Here is an 18505-nt window from a genome sequence, read left to right as displayed (position 1 = left end):
AATAACATGTTGTCCTATTAATTATCACATATTACGAAGAATATTCTCACTTACCATTTTAACTCACAACTTATAACTTCATACAAATAAAAAGCCCTCCTCTAACAAAGGAGAGCTGAGTTATTTCATAGTTGGTTCATAACGTTCTGTAAGCCATGTTCTGTTCCTTTGTACTGCAAACGGCCCACGCCTCGTACTCCGGTGGTAATCATCTATCTACAGGTTACGAAAACCTGTCCTTTTCCGTCGTTCATTTCCTTGGAAAAGATTCCCCTACCATTATTTGGGTTTCTCGCTCGTGGGGTTTACCTCGTTCCACTCCTATCATTTCTTCAAGGACTTCGTCACTGTGGCACTTTAAAGGTAGTCAAACCATATCCGAAAGGACTTAGGTTTTTTCCCTGCCGTTAAACCAGCCTTGCAGCCAGAATACCCTAGCTTATGACTTGGCTAGGCACGAACACTACAGCCATCTCAGGCCGTGCGAGCATGGACTTTCCTCTACAACGTTGGCGTTGCAGCGATTACCCAAACGTTATGACAAACATTAGTATAGTGGAAACAAAAAGATTTTGCAATGTTTTTTTCTATGTAAAATGCTTTAACCTTTTTGTTACCTTAATTTATTCGTATAACTTACTTCCAAATACAGCTTTTTCTAAATTAGATAGACGTTTTAAAATATCCGTATTCGTATTGTTATACACTGGTTGTGCAACTGGTGTTTGTACCGGTTGTTGCGGAACTTGTGTTGCCGCTACTTTTTGTTCTTCTAATTCACGTTTCAAACGAGCATTTTGTTGTTTTAATTGATCAAATTCCTTATGAAAAGCTTCATAATCTTTAATAATCATATCAAGAAACTTATCTACTTCTTCTTGTTGATAACCTCTCATACCTGTTTTAAATTCTTTTTCTAAAATATCTTTCGCTGTTAATTTAATTTTATCCGAAATCATTTTCTTCACCTCAAATTTTTGCCAAAGCTTTCATTAACTAAATTTTTTCAGAAACAACGCCTTTTGTCAATCAAATATACGAGTACTATATTACATATTACTCTGCATTATTCCACTGTTCCTCTTCCATTATATCTTGTAAATCAGAAAAAAGAATGAAATAACTGTGATAATTTTCTATTTCTCCTTTTTTCTTAGCTGCTTCTACAATATATTTAGGGCTCCCAGACTTTTCTTCATCATATACAGCTAAAAGTGCATCGCTTTTTTCAATAAAAAATTGATTCTTTAATTTAAATTGCTCTGGGCTTTCGTACTTCCGTTTCGTAATACTATCAATATGATCTGCTTGTGAAAGAATAAATTCGTAATATTCACGGTTATCTTCCTTCCAATTTTCCTCTTGTTCTAAAAAAGGAGTAAATACAGCTAATTTTAAATTTGGATATTCTACTTGAATTTCAAAAACAACTTCAGCAGCCCATAGCTCTACTCCTAACTGACCACTTATAATAACCCACTCCAAACCTTCTTCTACAAAAACAGTTAATTTACGACGCAGCGCCTTTTTTATACACTCTACTCCTGGATGATCATTTTTAAATATTCCAAGTTCAAACGGCTTATATCCTGTTACAGCAACAACCTTCATATCAACACTCCAATTACAAAAAAAGAACTAGCATTTCGCTAGTTCTAACATATCATTTACTTTTTAAACATTCCACCAACGTTTGGTCCGATATTTGGTCCAAATGGTGATACATTCGGTCCTGGTCCATATGGTGATACGTTCGGTCCTGGTCCAAATGGTGATACATTCGGTCCTGGTCCATATGGTGATATTTGATGCCCATGGTGATGATGGCCATGACCGCATGGTCCACATCCTCCGCCGAATCCTGGATCACCAGGATCTACAACGTTTACGTTCGAGTTTGTTTGTGGGAAGAAGCTTTGATTTTTAATTTGTTGATGATGAACATGCGTTGTATGAGTTGGAAAAATGTGTGGTACCACCGTTGTTGAAAAAGAATGTGTTACGCATTGTTTCGTTGGATGAATAACAGGAGCTGTCGTACAAATAGGTCCTACAGGCTTATGCCCTCCAAAGCAAGGATGACAATGATGCATAGTTTTTTCTCTCCTCTCTCATTAAAAAAATCTGACTACACTTTACAATATGAGCGAGGGACTAAAGCCGCTTGTTATATATACCCATTTATTTCATGGAAATTTGTCTAGTATCCAATTTCATACGTAATACCTATTATAGACAACCCCCTACCATTATTTACCAAAAAAACCCCCGACTTGCTTAACAATCCCTGTTACTTGATTCATCGCGTTCATCATTTGTCCAGCCGTGTTCATCATTTTATTTACATCGTAGTTACCATCTGATGATTTAAATTGTGAAACAAAACTAGAAAACTGACTTGGTTGCTGTTGCTGTTGCTTTTGTTTATTCATCGTTGGATATGGTTGTTTTGGTGGATAAAACATAGCTTGTTGATTTACATATTGAGCTGGCGACATGTAGTTTTGTGAATTCATATACGCTTGCTGTGGTTGATTCGTATACATTTGCTGCGGCTGATTCATATGCGGTTGTTGCGACTGATCCATGTGCGGTTGTTGCGGTTGATTCATATACGCTTGTTGCGACTGATTCATGTGCGGTTGTTGCGGTTGATTCATATGCACTTGCTGTGGTTGATTCGTATATGCTTGTTGTGGCTGATTCATATGCGCTTGCTGCGGTTGATTCCCAAACGACACTTCAAATGGTTGATAATAATTTTGGTTTCCATAATGAGGCTCGAAAGGATACATATTATATCGTAAATATGTATCCTCATTATATTGGTACATATTTTGCTGTGCATATGGATTTGCTTGCTGATATACATTAGGTTGTTGAAACATGCATTCTCTCCTCCTTGGCATAAGTTTCTACATATAGAATATGTACCTATAAAATAAAATGTGTGACGGAGTACCTGTCTGTTTTTGTCGGAAGTTTAAATTTTTAAAAAAATTAGAAAGTAAACCCTTCCATGCTATGATAATAAGGAAGAAGATTCTCATGGGGGAGGAATCAACATGGTATTAGGGGATTTAAAACAAGCGTTTTCTCAAAAAAAGGGGTATTACACAGAAAATTCGAATGAACTGTTAGACTTTGCAAGACATTGTTATCTTGAAGGAAAAGTATGCATATCAGATTACCGAACATTAATACGAGAGTTAGAAATAAACGGTGCAACAAAACCTACAACAGTGACCGAGGCATAAAAAAACAAGAGGGTTTTCCCTCTTGTTATTTACATTGATCTACGATATTTTGCAAAGTATACGAAATAGCTTGATGAGTTTCAAAGAAACGTTTGCCTTTTCCCTTATTAACAAAACATTGTAGCACATTAGTTTGTAAATTATCATACACTTGATCAATTTGTTGTACATGTATATACTTAGGTCGTTCTTCCTTTATCCACCTATAAGCTAATTCTTTCCACATCTCTAACTCCGCATCTACAATATCAACAAATGGCTTCATATCCTTATAAAAATCATATTCAGCCATCTCTCTTTTTTTCACATTCGCTTCATCATTATACTGCATTAACTTCTCCGAAGACTGGATTAATGCTTCATGTCCCATTTTGTTCCCACCTTATTATGCACTCACTACGACGTTTTGAAATGTCTTTACCCAGCTCCCTTTTTCTTCGTGATGCACTAATTTATTTTCCATATGTTCTATATGCATTTCTGTTATTTCTATCTTATTGCGTATTTTTTCACCTTTATCCTTCAATGCATGATTCATTCTAATCCCAATCTTCATTTCCAGCAAATCGAGAGAACTTAACATTTGATCCATTTTTTTCATAACATCTTCCTTCTGAACCATCGCCATATTTAAAACGCCCCCTTCTTTGCCTTTCCTTTGTCATGTAATTTCGCCGATTGATTAATTACTCCTTCTCACATGACAAAACTAGTTGATATTCGTCAAAGAAATCATTTAGTATGCCATTATTAGAAATGGTAACAATACAAAAAGGAGGTGTATTACGATGGCAAAAAATAAAAACGAAAAAAAGAAAAAGCAAAACAAACAACAAAACAAACCTGAGACTGGTAATCCAAAGCTTGATGGTCCAAATTTCCCCGCTACATAAAGTGAAACTTTAATCAGTGGGGTTTTGTTCATCCCCCACTGATTATTAGCCCGCACCAATCGGGTGTTTACGGACAGCAGGGCTTCCACCTACCTTCTTTGCTCCAGCCAAGTTTTGAGGTGGGAGTTTTACTGTCCGCAAATAGCGGGATAAAATGACACTTTAACCAAAGTGGCTTTTACAAACAACTATTTTCTAGTCTACCTTACCTCTTCGCTTTCGATAAGTGTTGAAGTTAAAGTCGTACTGCCGGCAAATAGCCGATTAGAAAGTAACTTGTTGTAGAGCATATTACTTTTAATAAAGAAGTCCCACCTTCATTTAAGAAGGCGGGACTTCTTTATTATATCATGAACTCATCTATTCTTTTAACAAAACTACTTAATATAGAAAGAGTATGTATTTGCTCCCTCTTCTTTCTATACCATTCTGTTATATTAATTTCCCCCTTAGGTTTTTCAAGTAAAAATAATGAATCTATTTCCAACCCTTCACTAAACCAATCTTTTTCAATTAATTTTTCATGAGTGACAATAGAATACACATCCCGAAGAGCCGGCGTATATGATTTTCTAATTCCCCTTATATTACATTCATAATCCATCCTTGATCCTGTATGCCTAGTTTGCACTGCAAATTTATAAAAAGAAGCCTTATACTTTGAATGAAATAATAACCAAGCTAATTGCTTCCCCAGTTCTATACGTTTTTGCAACGTTTCAAATTGATAAACTGAAAATCCATACATTCCCCCTTCCACCATTGGAAAAATAACTGCACTAACGTGAAATATTTCTTGAAATTTGAATAGTGCAGTATCAAATACATGTTTTTGAAAGTATGCATTCTCAATTACTGGTTTTTGAATTTTATTTTGTTCATTAATAATAAGTGCCGTCATCAGCCTATTTATATCTTTTTTCTCCCAAAACGCGCCCCATTCTTTTTCCATAAAAATTGATATGTTGAAAAATTGTAACAAATGAAAGAGCGGCGCACATCTCTTTTTACTTTCCTCATACAGTAATAGTTGAGGAAATGCATCTAAAAAAATGAGCCAATTGGCTTTCTCATACAAATGAAATAATCGTCTCTTAACTGTTTGAGATAAAAGATTAGAATAATATTCTCCTTCTAAATCTGTCATGTTCCATCCCCCATTCCTTGAAACCATGCTTGCTAAAAAAGACCATCTAATTTCTCTATTTCTCAAATAATATTCTTGGTAAGATTGTGTACGTGAAATATTATCTACGTTAGCTACATCCGTGCTCTCCTTAATAGTAAGAACTATAGCTTTTTCCTCTTCTGTACAAAAAATATCATTACGGGTCTGTTTAATTTTTTCGTAATCATTCCATCGAAACATGAGTAAGTCACCATACCTTTCTTGAAAAAGGTCACATCTTTTTTCATTTTTTGATATAATCACCTTTGTAAGTAAATCTTATCAAGTTGGGAGTGGACAAAATATGACCATTCGTTACCCAAATGGAAAAAGGTACGATCAAGCTTCACAACCTCATAAAACACCAATAAAAAAACATACTTACAGTAATAGAGGTATGTCCCTTGAAGAGGAATTGAATGACACCAATCAATATTACTTAACCCATAATATTGCATGCGTACATAAAAAACCTACACCTCTTCAAATTGTAAAAGTAGATTACCCCGCTCGAAGTGCTGCAGTGGTAAAAGAAGCGTATTTCAAACAACCTTCTACAACAGATTACAACGGTGTATACAAAGGGAAATACATCGATTTTGAAGCGAAAGAAACTAAAAATAAAACCAGTTTTCCACTTCAAAACTTCCACCTTCATCAAATTGAACATATGAAGCAAGTAGTCGCTCATAATGGAATTGCATTTGTTATTATTAAATTTACACTTTTTGATGAATTTTATTTATTAGATGCAAAACATATTATTGCATTTTGGAATCGTCAAAATACTGGTGGACGTAAATCGATTACAAAACAAGAAATAGAAGAGCATGGGTCTTTATTATCATGCGGTTATCACCCTCGAATTGATTATATCCGCGTACTAGACACGGTTTATTTTTCGTGATAGAGTCATCACTAAGGCTCTTTTTTCGACTTTTGGGGGAGAGAATGAAAGGTAGGAGAAAGTATAATGTCAGATAATTATCGTTCTCGTACAGAACGAAATCATGTAAAAAATCAAACGAAAGAAACAAATAATAAAGAAGAAAAACCAAAGAAAAAAGGTTCCTTTTTCAAGAGATTTCTTATAGGTTGTCTACTTCTTGGTATCGTCGGTCTCGTAGCTGGCGTTTCGGCCTTCTTTGTTATGGTAAAGGACGCTCCAAAACTAGACAAATCAAAGCTAGTCAATCCTTTATCAACAAAATTCCTTGATAAAAACGGGAATTTCTTCTATGAATACGGTGCTGAAAAACGAACCCATGTTACATACGATCAAATTCCAAAAGTAATTGAAAGTGCATTCCTTGCGACTGAGGATGCTCGTTTCTACGATCATAATGGAATTGATTTTAGACGTACTGGAATGGCAGTCATGGAAAATGTCACTGGTGGTTTTGGATCACAAGGTGGTAGTACGATTACACAGCAAGTAGTTAAAAACTATTTTCTAACGATGGACAAAACTGCAAAAAGAAAAGTGCAGGAATGGTACTTATCTTATAAGTTAGAGCAACAGTACTCAAAACATGAAATTTTAGAAATGTACTTAAATAAGATTAACTTAGGTAATCGCTCTTATGGTATTTCCACAGCTGCCAAAAAATATTACGGCAAGGATTTAAAAGACATACAACTACACGAAGCTGCAATGCTCGCTGGTTTACCCCAAGGTCCTAACATTTATGATCCAACAAAACCAGATAACGTTGATAGAGCAACGAAACGTCGTAATATCGTATTAACATTAATGAACCGACACGGGTATATAACGAAACAAGAAATGAATGATGCGATGCAAATCCCTGTAACACAAGGACTTCTTCCATCTTCAGAAGTGACTGAAATGAAGTATCAAGCATTTATAGATGCTGCTGTAAAGGAAGTTGAAAAAGAATACCCTGATGTAAATATCGGTTCAGATGGTTTAACGATTCATACAACACTTGATCAAGATGCTCAAGATTACGCTGAAAAAATTATGGATGGGAATCTCATCAAGTATCCAAACGATCAATTCCAAGGATCATTCGTATTTATGGATACTCAGTCTGGAGAAGTTCGAGCAATCGGCGCTGGTCGTAAAGAAAGTAAGTCTACTTTCAAAGGTCATAATATGGCAGTTGATTTAAAACGCCAAGTTGGTTCAACAATGAAACCAATTTTCGACTATGGTCCTGCAATTGAAAACCTTCAATGGTCTACTTATCATCAATTAAATGACTCTGATTACACTTACTCTGATGGCACAAAGATTAAAAATGCTACGGGTAATTTTAAAGGTGACGTTTCACTTCGTGAAGCATTGAAAAAGTCATTAAACATCCCGGCTTTAAAGACAGCTCAAACAGTTGGTCTTACTAAGTCACAAGAGTTTGCTGAAGGTTTAGGCATGACGTTTGAAAATGGAGTACATGAATCTACTGCAATTGGTAGTAACGATAGTTCTCCATTAGCAGTAGCAGGTGCATATGCAGCGTTTGGTAATGATGGTGTATACAATAAACCTCATTTCGTTAAAGAAGTCATCTTCCCAGATGGGAAAAAGAAAAGCTTTAAACCGAAAGAACAACGCGCAATGCACGACTATACAGCTTACATGGTCACTGACGTTCTTCGTGACGTAGTAAAACCTGGTTCTGGCGGTACAGGTCCAACAGCATATGTTTCTGGATTCGACGTTGCTGGTAAAACAGGAACACAAAACTTTGATGCAAAAGATATAAAAAAATATGGCATCCCAGCTGATGCAAACAGAGATAGCTGGTTCGCTGGATATACACCACAATATACGATGGCTGTGTGGACTGGTTACGAAAAGAATGGTCCAGAAAATTATATTAGCGATCGTTATACTAAAATTGCACAACAAATGTTCCAAGTAATGATGAGCAAATTCGCTACAGATAAATCTCGTTTCGAACGTCCTTCTTCTGTACAAGAAATAAATGAAGAATTGTACATTAAAGGTGCGAAAAAAGATGCAGTTAAAGAAATTAAAGTAGATCCACCTAGTGGCCTTAATGTCGCTTTCGATGGCGCTAGCACAGTGACACTGAACTGGTCTGGACCATCATCAAATGTTGATGCATACGCAGCAAGCTATAAAGCTACTGACGGTTCTAGTGGTAGCTTATCAGTAAGCGGTACGACAGCTACTCTTGGTGGTATTAAACCAGGTGTTACTTACAGTTTCTCTGTAGTAGCGAAAAAGGGTACTGGAACAAGCCCTGCAGTTGGTGCATCCTTCACTGCCCCTGGCGGAACTCCAGATGCGAAAAAAGCTGACGAAGAAGCTAAGAAAAAAGCTGACGAAGAAGCCCTGAAAAAGACCAATGAAGATAAACTAAAACAAGAAGAAGCTAAGAAAAAAGCTGATGAAGATCAGCGTAAACAGCAAGAACAGCAGCAACAGCAACAGCAACAGCAAGAACAACAACGTAAACAACAAGAACAACAGCAGCAACAAGAACAACAACGTAAACAGCAAGAAGAAGCTCAAAAGAAAGCCGCTGACGAAGAGGCTAAGAAGAAAGCTGACGAAGAAGCTAAGAGAAAAGCTGACGAAGAAGCTAGAAAAAAAGCTGAAGAGCAACAACACCAACAAAATACCGGAGGAGATACACCTCACGCGGACGGAAATGTTGTTACAACAGAGTCTTAATAAACAAAAAAAGAAGTCGGTTTCTCTTAATGAGAAATCGACTTCTTTTTTGTTATCATTTTCTTTACATATAGCTTTTCTATTTCGATATACAACTGTACTAATTGAATATACGAATGGTAATTACTCGGTTTCTTTATAATAAATGAATATCGCTCCATAAAGTTAACAGGTTGTACTTCCAATTTATTCGTATTTACTTGCATCTCATTCAAACTATGAACAGGCTGCTCATTTAACCAATATATAACCGATAGAAAGTGCGCTGCAAAAAGAATCATCGGACCCTCAGCTTCTTGTTTTTTTCTGTTCCGAAATAGTATAGCAATTTCTTCATGCTTGCTTTTCCATATATTTAACACCGCTGGAATACTTGTTTCAATTTCATTCCATGGTTCATATTGTCTTTCAATATCAAATATAAAGTAAGTATTTTGTATTATTTCTTCAAAAGATTGGTCTGTGTGATACGTAATCGAATTTGCACTCTCTTTAAAAAATGGTACGCACCGAAACTCTTTCGGTATTTCTATAACTCGCTCCATCCTTTATTTCCCCTTCATTCGTTTCTTTCCTTCACGACATATTTCTAGTAATCGACACTCTTCACATTGTGGTCGCTGCGCCTTACAGTAATAACGTCCGAAGAAAATCATACGGTGGTGTGTAACTCCCCACTCATCCATTGGAATTTTCTTCATCAATGTCTTTTCCACTTCTAACACAGAATCTTTCCATCTACAAATTGCTAACCGTTTACTCACTCTCTCTACATGCGTATCAACAGCAATCGCTGGAATCCCAAATGCTACCGAAACAACTACATTCGCTGTCTTTCTCCCTACTCCTGGTAATTTCGTCAGCTCATCACGGTCTTCTGGAACTTTCCCGTTATAATCATCTAGTAACATCCGGCACAATTTTTGAATATTTTTCGCCTTATTTCTAAACAATCCAATGGAACGTATATCTTGTTGTAATCCTTCTAAAGACACACTTAAATAATCTTCTGGTGTTTTATATTTTTGAAATAAGTTTTTCGTCACTTTATTCACAAGTACATCTGTGCATTGTGCAGATAATGCCACTGCGATTACAAGTTCAAATGGATTATCATGAATTAATTCACAATGCGCTTCTGGATACATATCCGCCATTGTATCTAAACAATAACGAATTTGCGTTTTGTTCAACATATCTTTCCTCCTACACTACTGCTCCAACCAATTATAAAAAGGCACTTTCCCAGTAAATTTCGTCTCTTGTTTTGTCGTTTGTTGTGTGCGTTGTTGATTCGCTCTAAATTTCTGGCCTTGATTTTGCGCTTGATCTACCGTTTTAATTCCGTTCTTTTTCCACTCAAACAAAATACGATCAATATACCGGAAATTAAGTTTACCACTCATAACAGCTTCACGAAGAGCCGCTTGAATTAAATTCGGATGGTGTTGATCTTGATCTTCCCACATCCCTAATGTTTCACATTCAAATGGCGAAAGTGGTCTTCCGAATTCTTTTTCAAATACTGTATATAAATTTACTTGAATTTGTTTTTGTTCTTTTTGCTCTTCCTCTATAGATTCATTCATTAAAAAGTGCAATATTTTTTCCCACAGTGGTTGTAAAGAATAACTTTCACACATCATCGCTTCAGATCTTCGTCCACCTTCTAGTGCTAAAAAACCTTTTTGGATTAAAGTTTGAATCACTTCCATGCATTTCATTTCTGTTATCGTCATCCGTTCTGAAATCTCTGAAGGAGTCGGGAACGAATTACCTGATTCTAAAAATGTGTGTACATGAAGTACTACCATAAATTCCGTCTCATTTAAACCTAGCTTTTTATAATGCATCATAAGCAATTTAGGAATCGCTATGCTTCCCTGTTCAAACCATTGTAACATCATTTTCTTTTTCATCACCAAACACCTCGTTCTCTAGTATAACACACCTTTAGCCATTTCTTTTTGCCACAATTCGTCAAAAAAACCTCCCTATATATAGGGAGGTTTTTTGCCATTTACTACAAGAAACAGACGATTAAGCCTGTACTTTACTTTTCATGAACGTATGAATTCGTTCTAATGCTTTCTCAACTTGCTCAAGAGATGTCGCATACGATAATCGAACGTTATTTGGCGCACCAAATCCTGTACCTGGAACAAGAGCCACCTTTTCTTCTTCTAATAATGCTTTTGCCCACTCATCAACTGTATCATACCCAGCTAACGCTACGGCTTCTTTTACATTTGGGAATAAGTAAAAAGCACCTTGTGGCTTAATGCAAGTGAAACCAGGAATTTGAATTAATTTATCATAAATAATGTTCAATCTTTCTTCAAACGCTTGACGCATTGTTTCTACAGGTTCTTGTGAGCCTGCATACGCAGCAATTGCACCGTATTGAGCAATTGAAGTAGGGTTTGACGTACTATGACTCGCTAAGTTCGTCATCGCTTTAATAAGCTGCTTATTTCCTGCTGCATATCCAATACGCCAACCTGTCATAGAATGTGATTTAGATACACCATTAATAATAAGTGTTTGTTCTTTTAATACATTAGAAAGCTGGGCAATTGAAGTATATTCCGCGTCACCATAAATTAATTTTTCATAAATCTCATCTGAAACGATTAAGATATCATGCTCTAAACATACTTCTCCAAGCTGTTGTAATTCTTCTTTGCTGTAAATCATCCCTGTTGGGTTGCTCGGTGAATTAATAATAACAGCTTTCGTTTTCTCTGTAATTGCCTCACGCAGCTGCTTTGCTGTAATTTTGTACTCATTGCCTTCTAGACCTTCTACATAAACTGGCTTACCACCAGCAAGCTTTACTTGCTCAGGATAACTTACCCAATAAGGAGTTGGGATGATAACTTCATCTCCTTCATCAAGTAACACTTGGAATAATGTATATAATGCATGCTTGGCACCATTACATACAATAATTTCAGATGGATCATACGCAATTCCTTGATCACGAGTAAACTTCTTCACAATTTCTTGTTTTAACGCTTGTAATCCACCTGTTGGTGTATATTTCGTATGTCCTTCTAACATCGCTTTATGCGCAGCATCCATAATATGTTTTGGCGTATTAAAGTCAGGTTCTCCTGCTCCTAATCCAATTACATCATGACCTTCTGCTTTTAATGCTTGTGCCTTTGCTGTAATTTCTAAAGTTGCAGATGGTGTTAAAGCAGCTACTCGCTTTGCTAATTTCATTTGTAGTTCCCCCTACATCTATTTTTCAATGCTGTAGTGTCCAGCATAAACCCCATTTTGAAACTCTAAATAGTAATACGTATAACGATCTTCCTGATCAATATATGTAATTTCCCACAATGGAATATCGTTTTGAGCACCTAATTTTACTTTTATAATTTCTTTTGGTTTCGGCTTCGGCTCAGCACCTTCTCCTGTAGCTTGTTCAGCCAATTTTTGCAAAGCTTCTTTTTTAGAAATACCTTCGCTCTTTTTCTTCACAAGGACATTTCCTTTTTTCTCAGGCACCCAAACGATAAGTTGTTCTCCTTTTTCATCTGTACCTTGTACGACTGTATATGAAGATTTTCCATTATAATAATCAACAGTATTTACCTTTGTAAGCTTTGCCTTTTCTTTCGCAATTTCTACAGACTTTGACTCTTTTGGAATTTTCTTTTCCATCGCTTTATTATAAACATATGCCCCATATATTCCGCTAGCAACGATAACGATAATGATTGTAAAGATCCACTTTTTCATTGTATCACTACGTTCTGTAAATCGTAAATACAGCTGTTTCTTTATCTTTTTCGTCTAATGCTAATCCGAACATGAGGTCCTGCTCTTTTAACGTACGATTCAAACCATCAACAATTTTATACAAGTCAGACGAATATTTAATACGCGTCGTTGATAGGACTTCGATTTTCTTATCCATGAAAAAACTCCTCCGTTACACAAAAATTTCTAATTATAGAAGAACGCAATGCGGTTACAATAAGAGTACATTCTTTACAACCCCTGCTTCATCACCCATCTATTATAGCAGGACATGTACAGCAAAAAAAGGTTTCAAATCGAAAAGCAATATATTTTGTATACAAGAAGTAAGAAAAATAAAATTCCTCCTACCCACATTTTTTACGCCTGAAGTTTAAATGTACTTCAGGCGTATTTTTCTTCCAATTTTATTCATTTGACGATTCTTCTAACTGTACTAACAATTCTTCTAACTGTACTAACAATTCTTCTAACGGTCCTTCATAGAGCGGTACAGTTGGGATTGATTGTAAAAATCGTTTTCCATAGGAAGAACTTGTCAAACGACGATCTAATACAAATACAGTTCCCGTATCTGTATTTGTTCTAATAAGACGACCAAACCCTTGTTTGAAACGCAAGATTGCTTGCGGGAGCGCCAACTTATCGAATACGTCTTCTCCTTGATTTTTTAACCACTCTCCTTTTGCTTCCATCATCGGCTGATGAGGAGGGGTAAAAGGCAGACGGACAATGACAAGACAGCTTAGGGCATCTCCAGGTATATCTATCCCTTCCCAAAAACTACTTGTTCCTAACAAAATCGATTTGTCGAACTCCTGGAATTTGCGGATTAGACGACTTCGGCTCTTATTATTCACACTTTGCGTTAATAATAAATATCCTTCTAATGTCTCATCATTTTTCAAATTCGTATACGCTTCTTTCAACATTTCATACGAAGTGAATAAAACGAGCATTCTACCTTTTGTAGATTTCGCTATTTTCGCAATATGTGCCGATATAGACTCAATATATTCTTCATTACTTGCTTTCTTAATAAAAGGTACATCCGTTGAAACCATTAATTTCATTTGCTCTTCAAAACGGAATGGTGATGGAACCTTTAATGTATTGGGAGCAAAATCATGTAAACCTAGCTCCTCTTTTATATAGTCGAATGAATCATTAACAGTTAACGTTGCTGATGTGAAAATAACACTCTTTTTCTGGGTTAAAAATTCATCAGCAAATCTTTCACCAATATGAACAGGCTGTGCATATAGAACTGTTGAATGAATCGTTCCCTTCGTTTCAGTCTCCATCCATGTCACGTATGAATTTTTTTCTAAAATGAGTAATTGTAAAGATTGTGCCATCTTTCTCAACAACTCAATTAAATGCATAAATTCACCTGTAACGACATGCATCTCCCATTCTAATTTACTTTGCAATATTTCAGCTTGCTTCTCAAGTGTAGTCAATAACTTTCTTACATCATACACAAATCGATTTGTTAACTCGGTAATGCTATCCCATAACTTACCTTTCTCTACTTCCGTGTTATATCGATAAATGAGTGGCATATTGCTCATCCCTTGTTCCTGCTTTGTTTGTTTAAATACGAAAGTCCGTAACATTTGAAATAGTTCATCCGCATCAAATTTCAATTCCTTCAAACTATGACTCACCATACGGAAAGTCGAACGCGATGCTTGCTCTGATTTTTTCATCATTTTATATACTTTAGAAAGTACATCATCTGTTTCTAGCGTACCAAGACGAGATAAAGCTAATTGAAAATACATGCATGAGAATTGTTCACCTAATGTTCTACTCGCCGCTTCCTCGATATGATGAGCTTCATCAAAAATAATATGTTCACATGAAGCAAATAGTGGTTCTTCACTTGAAAAATCTTGAAATAATAACGCATGATTTGTAATCACGATATCTGCAAATAATGCTTTATTCTTTGCTCTTTGATAAAAACAACGACTATACCAGTTGCTTTGCATCCCGCCTGGACTATGTACATCACTACAAATACGGTTCCAAAGTAACTTGCCGCCCTCAGGAATATTCAATTCATCACGATCGCCAGTTTCCGTTTGCAATAACCACACTAAAATTTTTGCCTTTGTGAGCGCCATATCATAATTTTTCTCTTCCTCTTGCAAAGCATATTCAAATTTGTGTAGACAAAGGTAATGCTTTCTTCCTTTCAGAAGAGCTACTTCAAATGAAAATGGCATTATTTTCTTTAATAAAGGAATTTCTTTTTCTAGTATTTGTTGTTGCAATTGTACAGTTTGTGTACTTATAATGACAGGTTCTTCTTTTTTCTTTGCGAAATAAATACTTGGAAGTAAATATGCAAGCGTCTTCCCCGTACCTGTTCCTGCTTCAATCAGTGAAAACCTAGAATCTCTTAGCGCTGTATATATTTCCTTCATCATAATCTGTTGGCTTTCTCTTTTTTCAAACTTTGGCATATTCAATTCAAGTTTATCGATTGTCTTATGTAAGAAAGCATCAAATTTAGATGAGTATATTTCACTGAGGCTTAAAGAATAATTCCGCTTTCGAAGCGCAATATTTCGATACACCTCATAATCCTCTGCATCTTCTTTACCATGCATCATTTTCTTTAAAATATTTTCAGAAAGTACATCAGCTATATCACTTTGGAAAACATCACTTAATTCATAAAGCGATTGTAATGTGACAAGTGGTAACTTTTCAATTTCACTTAAAAATTGTAAAAACAACTCCGCTGTTGCAAGAGCATCACTATCCGCACGATGTGGTTGATCGTGCTCTAGTTCATGCTGCTTAGCTAAATCACGTAATTTATAACTATCAGCTGTCGGCAAAAGAATTTGCGCCAATTCAACTGTATCAATTTTAGGACAATGTACTTCTGTATATCCAGCCTGCCTTAATTCTTCATTTAAAAAATTCCAATCAAAGTGAACGTTATGTGCAACAAAAGCCGCACCTTGTAATAGCTCAACAATCATCGGGGCTACATCTCGAAATAACGGGGCTTGTTTTACAAGATCTTCATCAATCCCAGTTAATTCTGTAATAAATAGGGGAATCTCTCTCTTCGGATTAATAAAAGATGAAAAAATCTCTAATATCTCTCCATCTTCCACTACAACAGCTGCAATTTGGGTGATTTTATCCTTCCCATCCTTCCAGGAGTTCCCTGTCGTCTCTAAATCAACAACGACATAACGCTTACTCATATATGTAACACCTCAATTTCTTACCTATCAAACACAAAAATTATATAATGTTACTATACCACGTTTTACCTCATCTTAATGAAAAGATGCACAAAAAAGCTATCTCCTTAATTAGAGATAGCCTTCCTACTTATAATATCGTGCCAGCTTTTTCAGCACCTAACATTTCAATAATTTGATTATCATCGTCTAATACTGCAATTTTCGGCTCTTGTTTATGAATATTTTCTTCTGCCACTAAACCATAGCAAATAATAATAACTTTATCACCCGGTTGTACAAGCCTTGCAGCTGCACCATTTAAACACACAACACCGCTACCGCGCTCTCCTTTAATAACATATGTCTCTAAGCGAGCTCCATTGTTGTTATTTACAATTTGTACTTTTTCATTTTCTACAATATTTACCGCATCCATTAAATCTTCATCAATTGTAATACTACCTACATAATTTAAATTTGCTTCTGTTACAGTTGCACGATGTAACTTCGCTCTCATCATTGTGCGAAACATAGATGCTCCCCCTTATTTCCCCATTAATGTTATATTGTCAATTAATCGTACATTTTCAAACTTAACTGCAATCGCTAAAATGATTCTTCCTTCAATTTTATTTATTGCTTTTAAAGAAGGATATGCATATAAATCAGCATAATCTACAGTGCCTTTCGTATACTTCTCAATATGCTCTTTCACAAGATTCATAATGATTTCCGGATTACGTTCGCCTGCCTCAATTCGTTCTTTCGCTATACATAGACTGCCGTATAAATGAGGAGCCTCTTCACGTTCTTCTAGTGATAAATACACATTACGAGAACTTTTCGCTAATCCATCTTCTTCCCTTACAATATCAACTGGTACGATCGTAACGGGAATATTAAAATCAGTTACGAATCCTTCAATTACAGCTACTTGCTGTGCATCTTTCATACCGAAATAAGCACGCGTTGGCAATGTAATATTAAATAGTTTCATTAGTACAGTCGCAACACCAGCGAAATGACCAGGTCTTTGTTTGCCACATAATACGTCGGTACGCTTCACAACTTCTACTGTTGTCGTTTGTTCTGCTGGATACATCTCTTCTACACTCGGATAAAATAAATAATCAACACCATTTTCTTTTGCTACATTTTCATCTCTATCAATATCACGTGGGTATCGATCTAAATCTTCATTTGGTCCAAATTGTAGTGGATTTACAAATACACTTAAAACTACAATTTCATTTTCTTCCCTTGCCTTACGTAGTAACGTAGCATGCCCTTCGTGTAAATACCCCATCGTTGGAACAAAACCGATACTTTTTCCACTTGCATGCAGTTCGTTTGTAATTTGCTGCATCTCTTGCACTGTAGTTATGATTTTCATTATTGTTTTCCTCCGTATAACGCTAAGCACTCTTCCTCTTTCATTGTGAATGAATGTTTTTCTTCAGGAAATTGCCCTGTCTTTACTTCAGTAACGTATTGCGAAATCCCTCGCACAATCTCATCTTGAACAGACGTATATTGCTTCACAAATTTGGGAACACGATTTACGCCGTACGAGATAAGATCGTGGTATACAAGAACTTGCCCATCTACTTTTTGTCCTGCTCCAATTCCGATTGTAGGAATTGTTAACTGCTCTGAAATAAGTTCTGCTAATTGCATTGGCACACATTCTAGCACAAGTGCTATCGCACCAGCTTCCTCACATTTCTTTGCATCTTCTATTAATTTTTTTGCACTTTCAGCATCTTTCCCTTGTACTTTATACCCACCTAGCACTCCTACAGATTGAGGAGTTAAACCTAAATGCGCCACAACGGGAATTCCCGCATTCGTTAAGTAGTGAATAGTTGATATAACTTCTCCAGCACCTTCTACCTTTAATGCATGTGCCCCGCTCTCTTGAACAATGCGACGTGCATTAATCATCGTATCTTGCAATGAGACATGATAAGACATAAATGGCATATCAGTTACAATAAACGTCTCTTTCGCTCCGCGGCGTACAGCTTTCGTATGATGAATCATATCCTCTACTGTTACTGGAACTGTTGAATCATACCCAAGTACAACCATTCCTAGAGAATCACCCACTAAAATCATATCGACTTTAGCTTCTTCTGCTAATTTAGCAGATGGATAATCATACGCCGTTAGCATTGTAATCGGCTCACCTTGCTCTTTCATTTTCAAAAAATCTGTTGTTGTTTTCAAAAACTACTCCTCCTTTATGCAGGAGAGAGGAGATGGCCGAAATCATATAAAAAACCCCTCTGGCCATAAAAGGGCAGAAGGGTTGTGTGTTAGTCGGCATTATTCATCCCTCTGTCCCAGTCCGTTATTGGATCAAGGCAGAATCCAAATTATTATTTTTTCATACTGCGTAAAATAATGGTGCAGTTCGCTTTGATACTGCCCATATTCGAACTAATTATAGCAAACTCTGAAAAGGAATTGCTACATTTTTTCGAAAAAATAATTTTCTATCCCTATTACGGTATGTGAAATTTATTAGTATC

General features: G+C 36.1%; 21 protein-coding genes and 1 other RNA gene. 4 read left to right on the top strand and 18 right to left on the bottom strand.

Annotated features, from left to right (window positions below; all coding sequences use genetic code 11):
* Positions 1 to 144: 144 nt before the first annotated feature.
* From rnpB to MR066_RS07050, 5 genes are all read right to left on the bottom strand, one after another.
* Positions 145 to 536, bottom strand: an RNA gene (gene rnpB, locus MR066_RS07070) — RNase P RNA component class B.
* Positions 537 to 623: 87 nt separating this feature from the next.
* The gene (gene gpsB / locus MR066_RS07065) at positions 624 to 959 is read right to left on the bottom strand and encodes a cell division regulator GpsB (RefSeq protein ID WP_000622426.1); all 336 of its coding nucleotides are present in this window, start codon (positions 957 to 959) and stop codon (positions 624 to 626) included.
* Positions 960 to 1056: 97 nt separating this feature from the next.
* Complete coding sequence (locus tag MR066_RS07060; protein ID WP_002030808.1) at positions 1057 to 1611, bottom strand: SLOG family protein; 555 nt, start codon at positions 1609 to 1611, stop codon at positions 1057 to 1059.
* A gap of 56 nt (positions 1612 to 1667) precedes the next feature.
* Positions 1668 to 2093, bottom strand: a complete 426-nt coding sequence (locus MR066_RS07055; protein ID WP_088030896.1) for a CotD family spore coat protein — start codon at positions 2091 to 2093, stop codon at positions 1668 to 1670.
* Positions 2094 to 2249: 156 nt separating this feature from the next.
* The gene (locus MR066_RS07050; protein ID WP_242246364.1) at positions 2250 to 2888 is read right to left on the bottom strand and encodes a YppG family protein; all 639 of its coding nucleotides are present in this window, start codon (positions 2886 to 2888) and stop codon (positions 2250 to 2252) included.
* Between the two features lie 177 nt (positions 2889 to 3065).
* Between MR066_RS07050 and MR066_RS07045 the strand changes: the two genes are divergently transcribed.
* Positions 3066 to 3257 (top strand): YppF family protein, encoded by a 192-nt coding sequence (locus MR066_RS07045; RefSeq protein ID WP_002030817.1) that lies wholly within the window; start codon positions 3066 to 3068, stop codon positions 3255 to 3257.
* A gap of 25 nt (positions 3258 to 3282) precedes the next feature.
* Here MR066_RS07045 and MR066_RS07040 read toward each other — a convergent pair whose 3' ends face one another.
* Both MR066_RS07040 and MR066_RS07035 read right to left on the bottom strand, forming a co-directional pair.
* A complete protein-coding gene (locus MR066_RS07040) occupies positions 3283 to 3627 on the bottom strand; it encodes a YppE family protein (RefSeq protein WP_002011864.1) in 345 nt (114 codons plus the stop codon).
* Positions 3628 to 3642: 15 nt separating this feature from the next.
* Positions 3643 to 3885: a hypothetical protein gene (locus tag MR066_RS07035; RefSeq protein WP_002030820.1), complete on the bottom strand. Its 243-nt coding sequence runs from the start codon at positions 3883 to 3885 to the stop codon at positions 3643 to 3645.
* A 118-nt stretch (positions 3886 to 4003) separates the two neighbouring features.
* On the opposite strand from MR066_RS07035, the gene MR066_RS27290 reads away from it, so the two are divergent.
* On the top strand, positions 4004 to 4150 hold the full coding sequence (locus MR066_RS27290) for a phage portal protein (protein ID WP_306302660.1): 147 nt from the start codon (positions 4004 to 4006) through the stop codon (positions 4148 to 4150).
* A 343-nt stretch (positions 4151 to 4493) separates the two neighbouring features.
* Here MR066_RS27290 and MR066_RS07030 read toward each other — a convergent pair whose 3' ends face one another.
* Positions 4494 to 5519 carry a DUF2515 domain-containing protein gene (locus MR066_RS07030; RefSeq protein ID WP_242246362.1) on the bottom strand — a complete coding sequence of 342 codons (1026 nt, stop codon included), beginning with the start codon at positions 5517 to 5519 and terminating at the stop codon, positions 4494 to 4496.
* Between the two features lie 103 nt (positions 5520 to 5622).
* On the opposite strand from MR066_RS07030, the gene recU reads away from it, so the two are divergent.
* Together recU and MR066_RS07020 are read left to right on the top strand one after the other, a co-directional pair.
* Positions 5623 to 6225: a Holliday junction resolvase RecU gene (gene recU, locus MR066_RS07025; RefSeq protein WP_002030800.1), complete on the top strand. Its 603-nt coding sequence runs from the start codon at positions 5623 to 5625 to the stop codon at positions 6223 to 6225.
* Between the two features lie 66 nt (positions 6226 to 6291).
* On the top strand, positions 6292 to 8985 hold the full coding sequence (locus MR066_RS07020; RefSeq protein WP_242246359.1) for a penicillin-binding protein 1A: 2694 nt from the start codon (positions 6292 to 6294) through the stop codon (positions 8983 to 8985).
* A gap of 26 nt (positions 8986 to 9011) precedes the next feature.
* Here MR066_RS07020 and MR066_RS07015 read toward each other — a convergent pair whose 3' ends face one another.
* The 10 genes from MR066_RS07015 to panB form a co-directional block, all read right to left on the bottom strand.
* Positions 9012 to 9530 carry a YpoC family protein gene (locus MR066_RS07015; protein ID WP_113937066.1) on the bottom strand — a complete coding sequence of 173 codons (519 nt, stop codon included), beginning with the start codon at positions 9528 to 9530 and terminating at the stop codon, positions 9012 to 9014.
* A 3-nt stretch (positions 9531 to 9533) separates the two neighbouring features.
* Entirely contained in the window at positions 9534 to 10181 is a 648-nt protein-coding gene (gene nth, locus MR066_RS07010) for an endonuclease III (RefSeq protein WP_242246358.1), read from the bottom strand.
* A gap of 15 nt (positions 10182 to 10196) precedes the next feature.
* On the bottom strand, positions 10197 to 10904 hold the full coding sequence (gene dnaD / locus MR066_RS07005; RefSeq protein ID WP_000728546.1) for a DNA replication protein DnaD: 708 nt from the start codon (positions 10902 to 10904) through the stop codon (positions 10197 to 10199).
* A 121-nt stretch (positions 10905 to 11025) separates the two neighbouring features.
* Positions 11026 to 12213: an aspartate transaminase AspB gene (gene aspB / locus MR066_RS07000; RefSeq protein WP_002011860.1), complete on the bottom strand. Its 1188-nt coding sequence runs from the start codon at positions 12211 to 12213 to the stop codon at positions 11026 to 11028.
* A gap of 18 nt (positions 12214 to 12231) precedes the next feature.
* The gene (locus MR066_RS06995) at positions 12232 to 12735 is read right to left on the bottom strand and encodes a cell wall elongation regulator TseB-like domain-containing protein (RefSeq protein ID WP_002064542.1); all 504 of its coding nucleotides are present in this window, start codon (positions 12733 to 12735) and stop codon (positions 12232 to 12234) included.
* A gap of 7 nt (positions 12736 to 12742) precedes the next feature.
* Complete coding sequence (locus MR066_RS06990) at positions 12743 to 12913, bottom strand: YpmA family protein (protein ID WP_002086589.1); 171 nt, start codon at positions 12911 to 12913, stop codon at positions 12743 to 12745.
* 250 nt (positions 12914 to 13163) lie between these two features.
* Positions 13164 to 15989 (bottom strand): ATP-dependent DNA helicase DinG, encoded by a 2826-nt coding sequence (gene dinG, locus MR066_RS06985; RefSeq protein ID WP_242246355.1) that lies wholly within the window; start codon positions 15987 to 15989, stop codon positions 13164 to 13166.
* Positions 15990 to 16119: 130 nt separating this feature from the next.
* Positions 16120 to 16503 carry an aspartate 1-decarboxylase gene (gene panD / locus MR066_RS06980; RefSeq protein WP_000490176.1) on the bottom strand — a complete coding sequence of 128 codons (384 nt, stop codon included), beginning with the start codon at positions 16501 to 16503 and terminating at the stop codon, positions 16120 to 16122.
* Between the two features lie 12 nt (positions 16504 to 16515).
* Positions 16516 to 17364, bottom strand: a complete 849-nt coding sequence (panC, locus tag MR066_RS06975) for a pantoate--beta-alanine ligase (protein ID WP_002086591.1) — start codon at positions 17362 to 17364, stop codon at positions 16516 to 16518.
* On the bottom strand, positions 17364 to 18200 hold the full coding sequence (panB, locus tag MR066_RS06970; RefSeq protein WP_242246353.1) for a 3-methyl-2-oxobutanoate hydroxymethyltransferase: 837 nt from the start codon (positions 18198 to 18200) through the stop codon (positions 17364 to 17366). The genes panC and panB overlap by 1 nt, the downstream gene beginning before the upstream one ends.
* Positions 18201 to 18505: the final 305 nt, after the last annotated feature.

It is taken from the genome of Bacillus cereus group sp. BfR-BA-01523 (assembly GCF_022662615.1).
In the GTDB taxonomy this organism is placed as follows: Bacteria; Bacillota; Bacilli; order Bacillales; family Bacillaceae_G; genus Bacillus_A; species Bacillus_A mycoides.
Note: the sequence above shows the minus strand (reverse complement) of the source record. Positions and strands in the feature narration are given on the sequence as shown.

What these genes read in the sequence shown, in the direction of transcription:
- gpsB (WP_000622426.1), bottom strand. Translation starts at nt 959, where the DNA reads ATGATTTCGGATAAAATTAAATTAACAGCGAAAGATATTTTAGAAAAA.
- MR066_RS07060 (WP_002030808.1), bottom strand. Translation starts at nt 1,611, where the DNA reads ATGAAGGTTGTTGCTGTAACAGGATATAAGCCGTTTGAACTTGGAATA.
- MR066_RS07055 (WP_088030896.1), bottom strand. Translation starts at nt 2,093, where the DNA reads ATGCATCATTGTCATCCTTGCTTTGGAGGGCATAAGCCTGTAGGACCT.
- MR066_RS07050 (WP_242246364.1), bottom strand. Translation starts at nt 2,888, where the DNA reads ATGTTTCAACAACCTAATGTATATCAGCAAGCAAATCCATATGCACAG.
- MR066_RS07045 (WP_002030817.1), top strand. Translation starts at nt 3,066, where the DNA reads ATGGTATTAGGGGATTTAAAACAAGCGTTTTCTCAAAAAAAGGGGTAT.
- MR066_RS07040 (WP_002011864.1), bottom strand. Translation starts at nt 3,627, where the DNA reads ATGGGACATGAAGCATTAATCCAGTCTTCGGAGAAGTTAATGCAGTAT.
- MR066_RS07035 (WP_002030820.1), bottom strand. Translation starts at nt 3,885, where the DNA reads ATGGCGATGGTTCAGAAGGAAGATGTTATGAAAAAAATGGATCAAATG.
- MR066_RS07030 (WP_242246362.1), bottom strand. Translation starts at nt 5,519, where the DNA reads ATGTTTCGATGGAATGATTACGAAAAAATTAAACAGACCCGTAATGAT.
- recU (WP_002030800.1), top strand. Translation starts at nt 5,623, where the DNA reads ATGACCATTCGTTACCCAAATGGAAAAAGGTACGATCAAGCTTCACAA.
- MR066_RS07020 (WP_242246359.1), top strand. Translation starts at nt 6,292, where the DNA reads ATGTCAGATAATTATCGTTCTCGTACAGAACGAAATCATGTAAAAAAT.
- MR066_RS07015 (WP_113937066.1), bottom strand. Translation starts at nt 9,530, where the DNA reads ATGGAGCGAGTTATAGAAATACCGAAAGAGTTTCGGTGCGTACCATTT.
- nth (WP_242246358.1), bottom strand. Translation starts at nt 10,181, where the DNA reads ATGTTGAACAAAACGCAAATTCGTTATTGTTTAGATACAATGGCGGAT.
- dnaD (WP_000728546.1), bottom strand. Translation starts at nt 10,904, where the DNA reads ATGAAAAAGAAAATGATGTTACAATGGTTTGAACAGGGAAGCATAGCG.
- aspB (WP_002011860.1), bottom strand. Translation starts at nt 12,213, where the DNA reads ATGAAATTAGCAAAGCGAGTAGCTGCTTTAACACCATCTGCAACTTTA.
- MR066_RS06995 (WP_002064542.1), bottom strand. Translation starts at nt 12,735, where the DNA reads ATGAAAAAGTGGATCTTTACAATCATTATCGTTATCGTTGCTAGCGGA.
- MR066_RS06990 (WP_002086589.1), bottom strand. Translation starts at nt 12,913, where the DNA reads ATGGATAAGAAAATCGAAGTCCTATCAACGACGCGTATTAAATATTCG.
- dinG (WP_242246355.1), bottom strand. Translation starts at nt 15,989, where the DNA reads ATGAGTAAGCGTTATGTCGTTGTTGATTTAGAGACGACAGGGAACTCC.
- panD (WP_000490176.1), bottom strand. Translation starts at nt 16,503, where the DNA reads ATGTTTCGCACAATGATGAGAGCGAAGTTACATCGTGCAACTGTAACA.
- panC (WP_002086591.1), bottom strand. Translation starts at nt 17,364, where the DNA reads ATGAAAATCATAACTACAGTGCAAGAGATGCAGCAAATTACAAACGAA.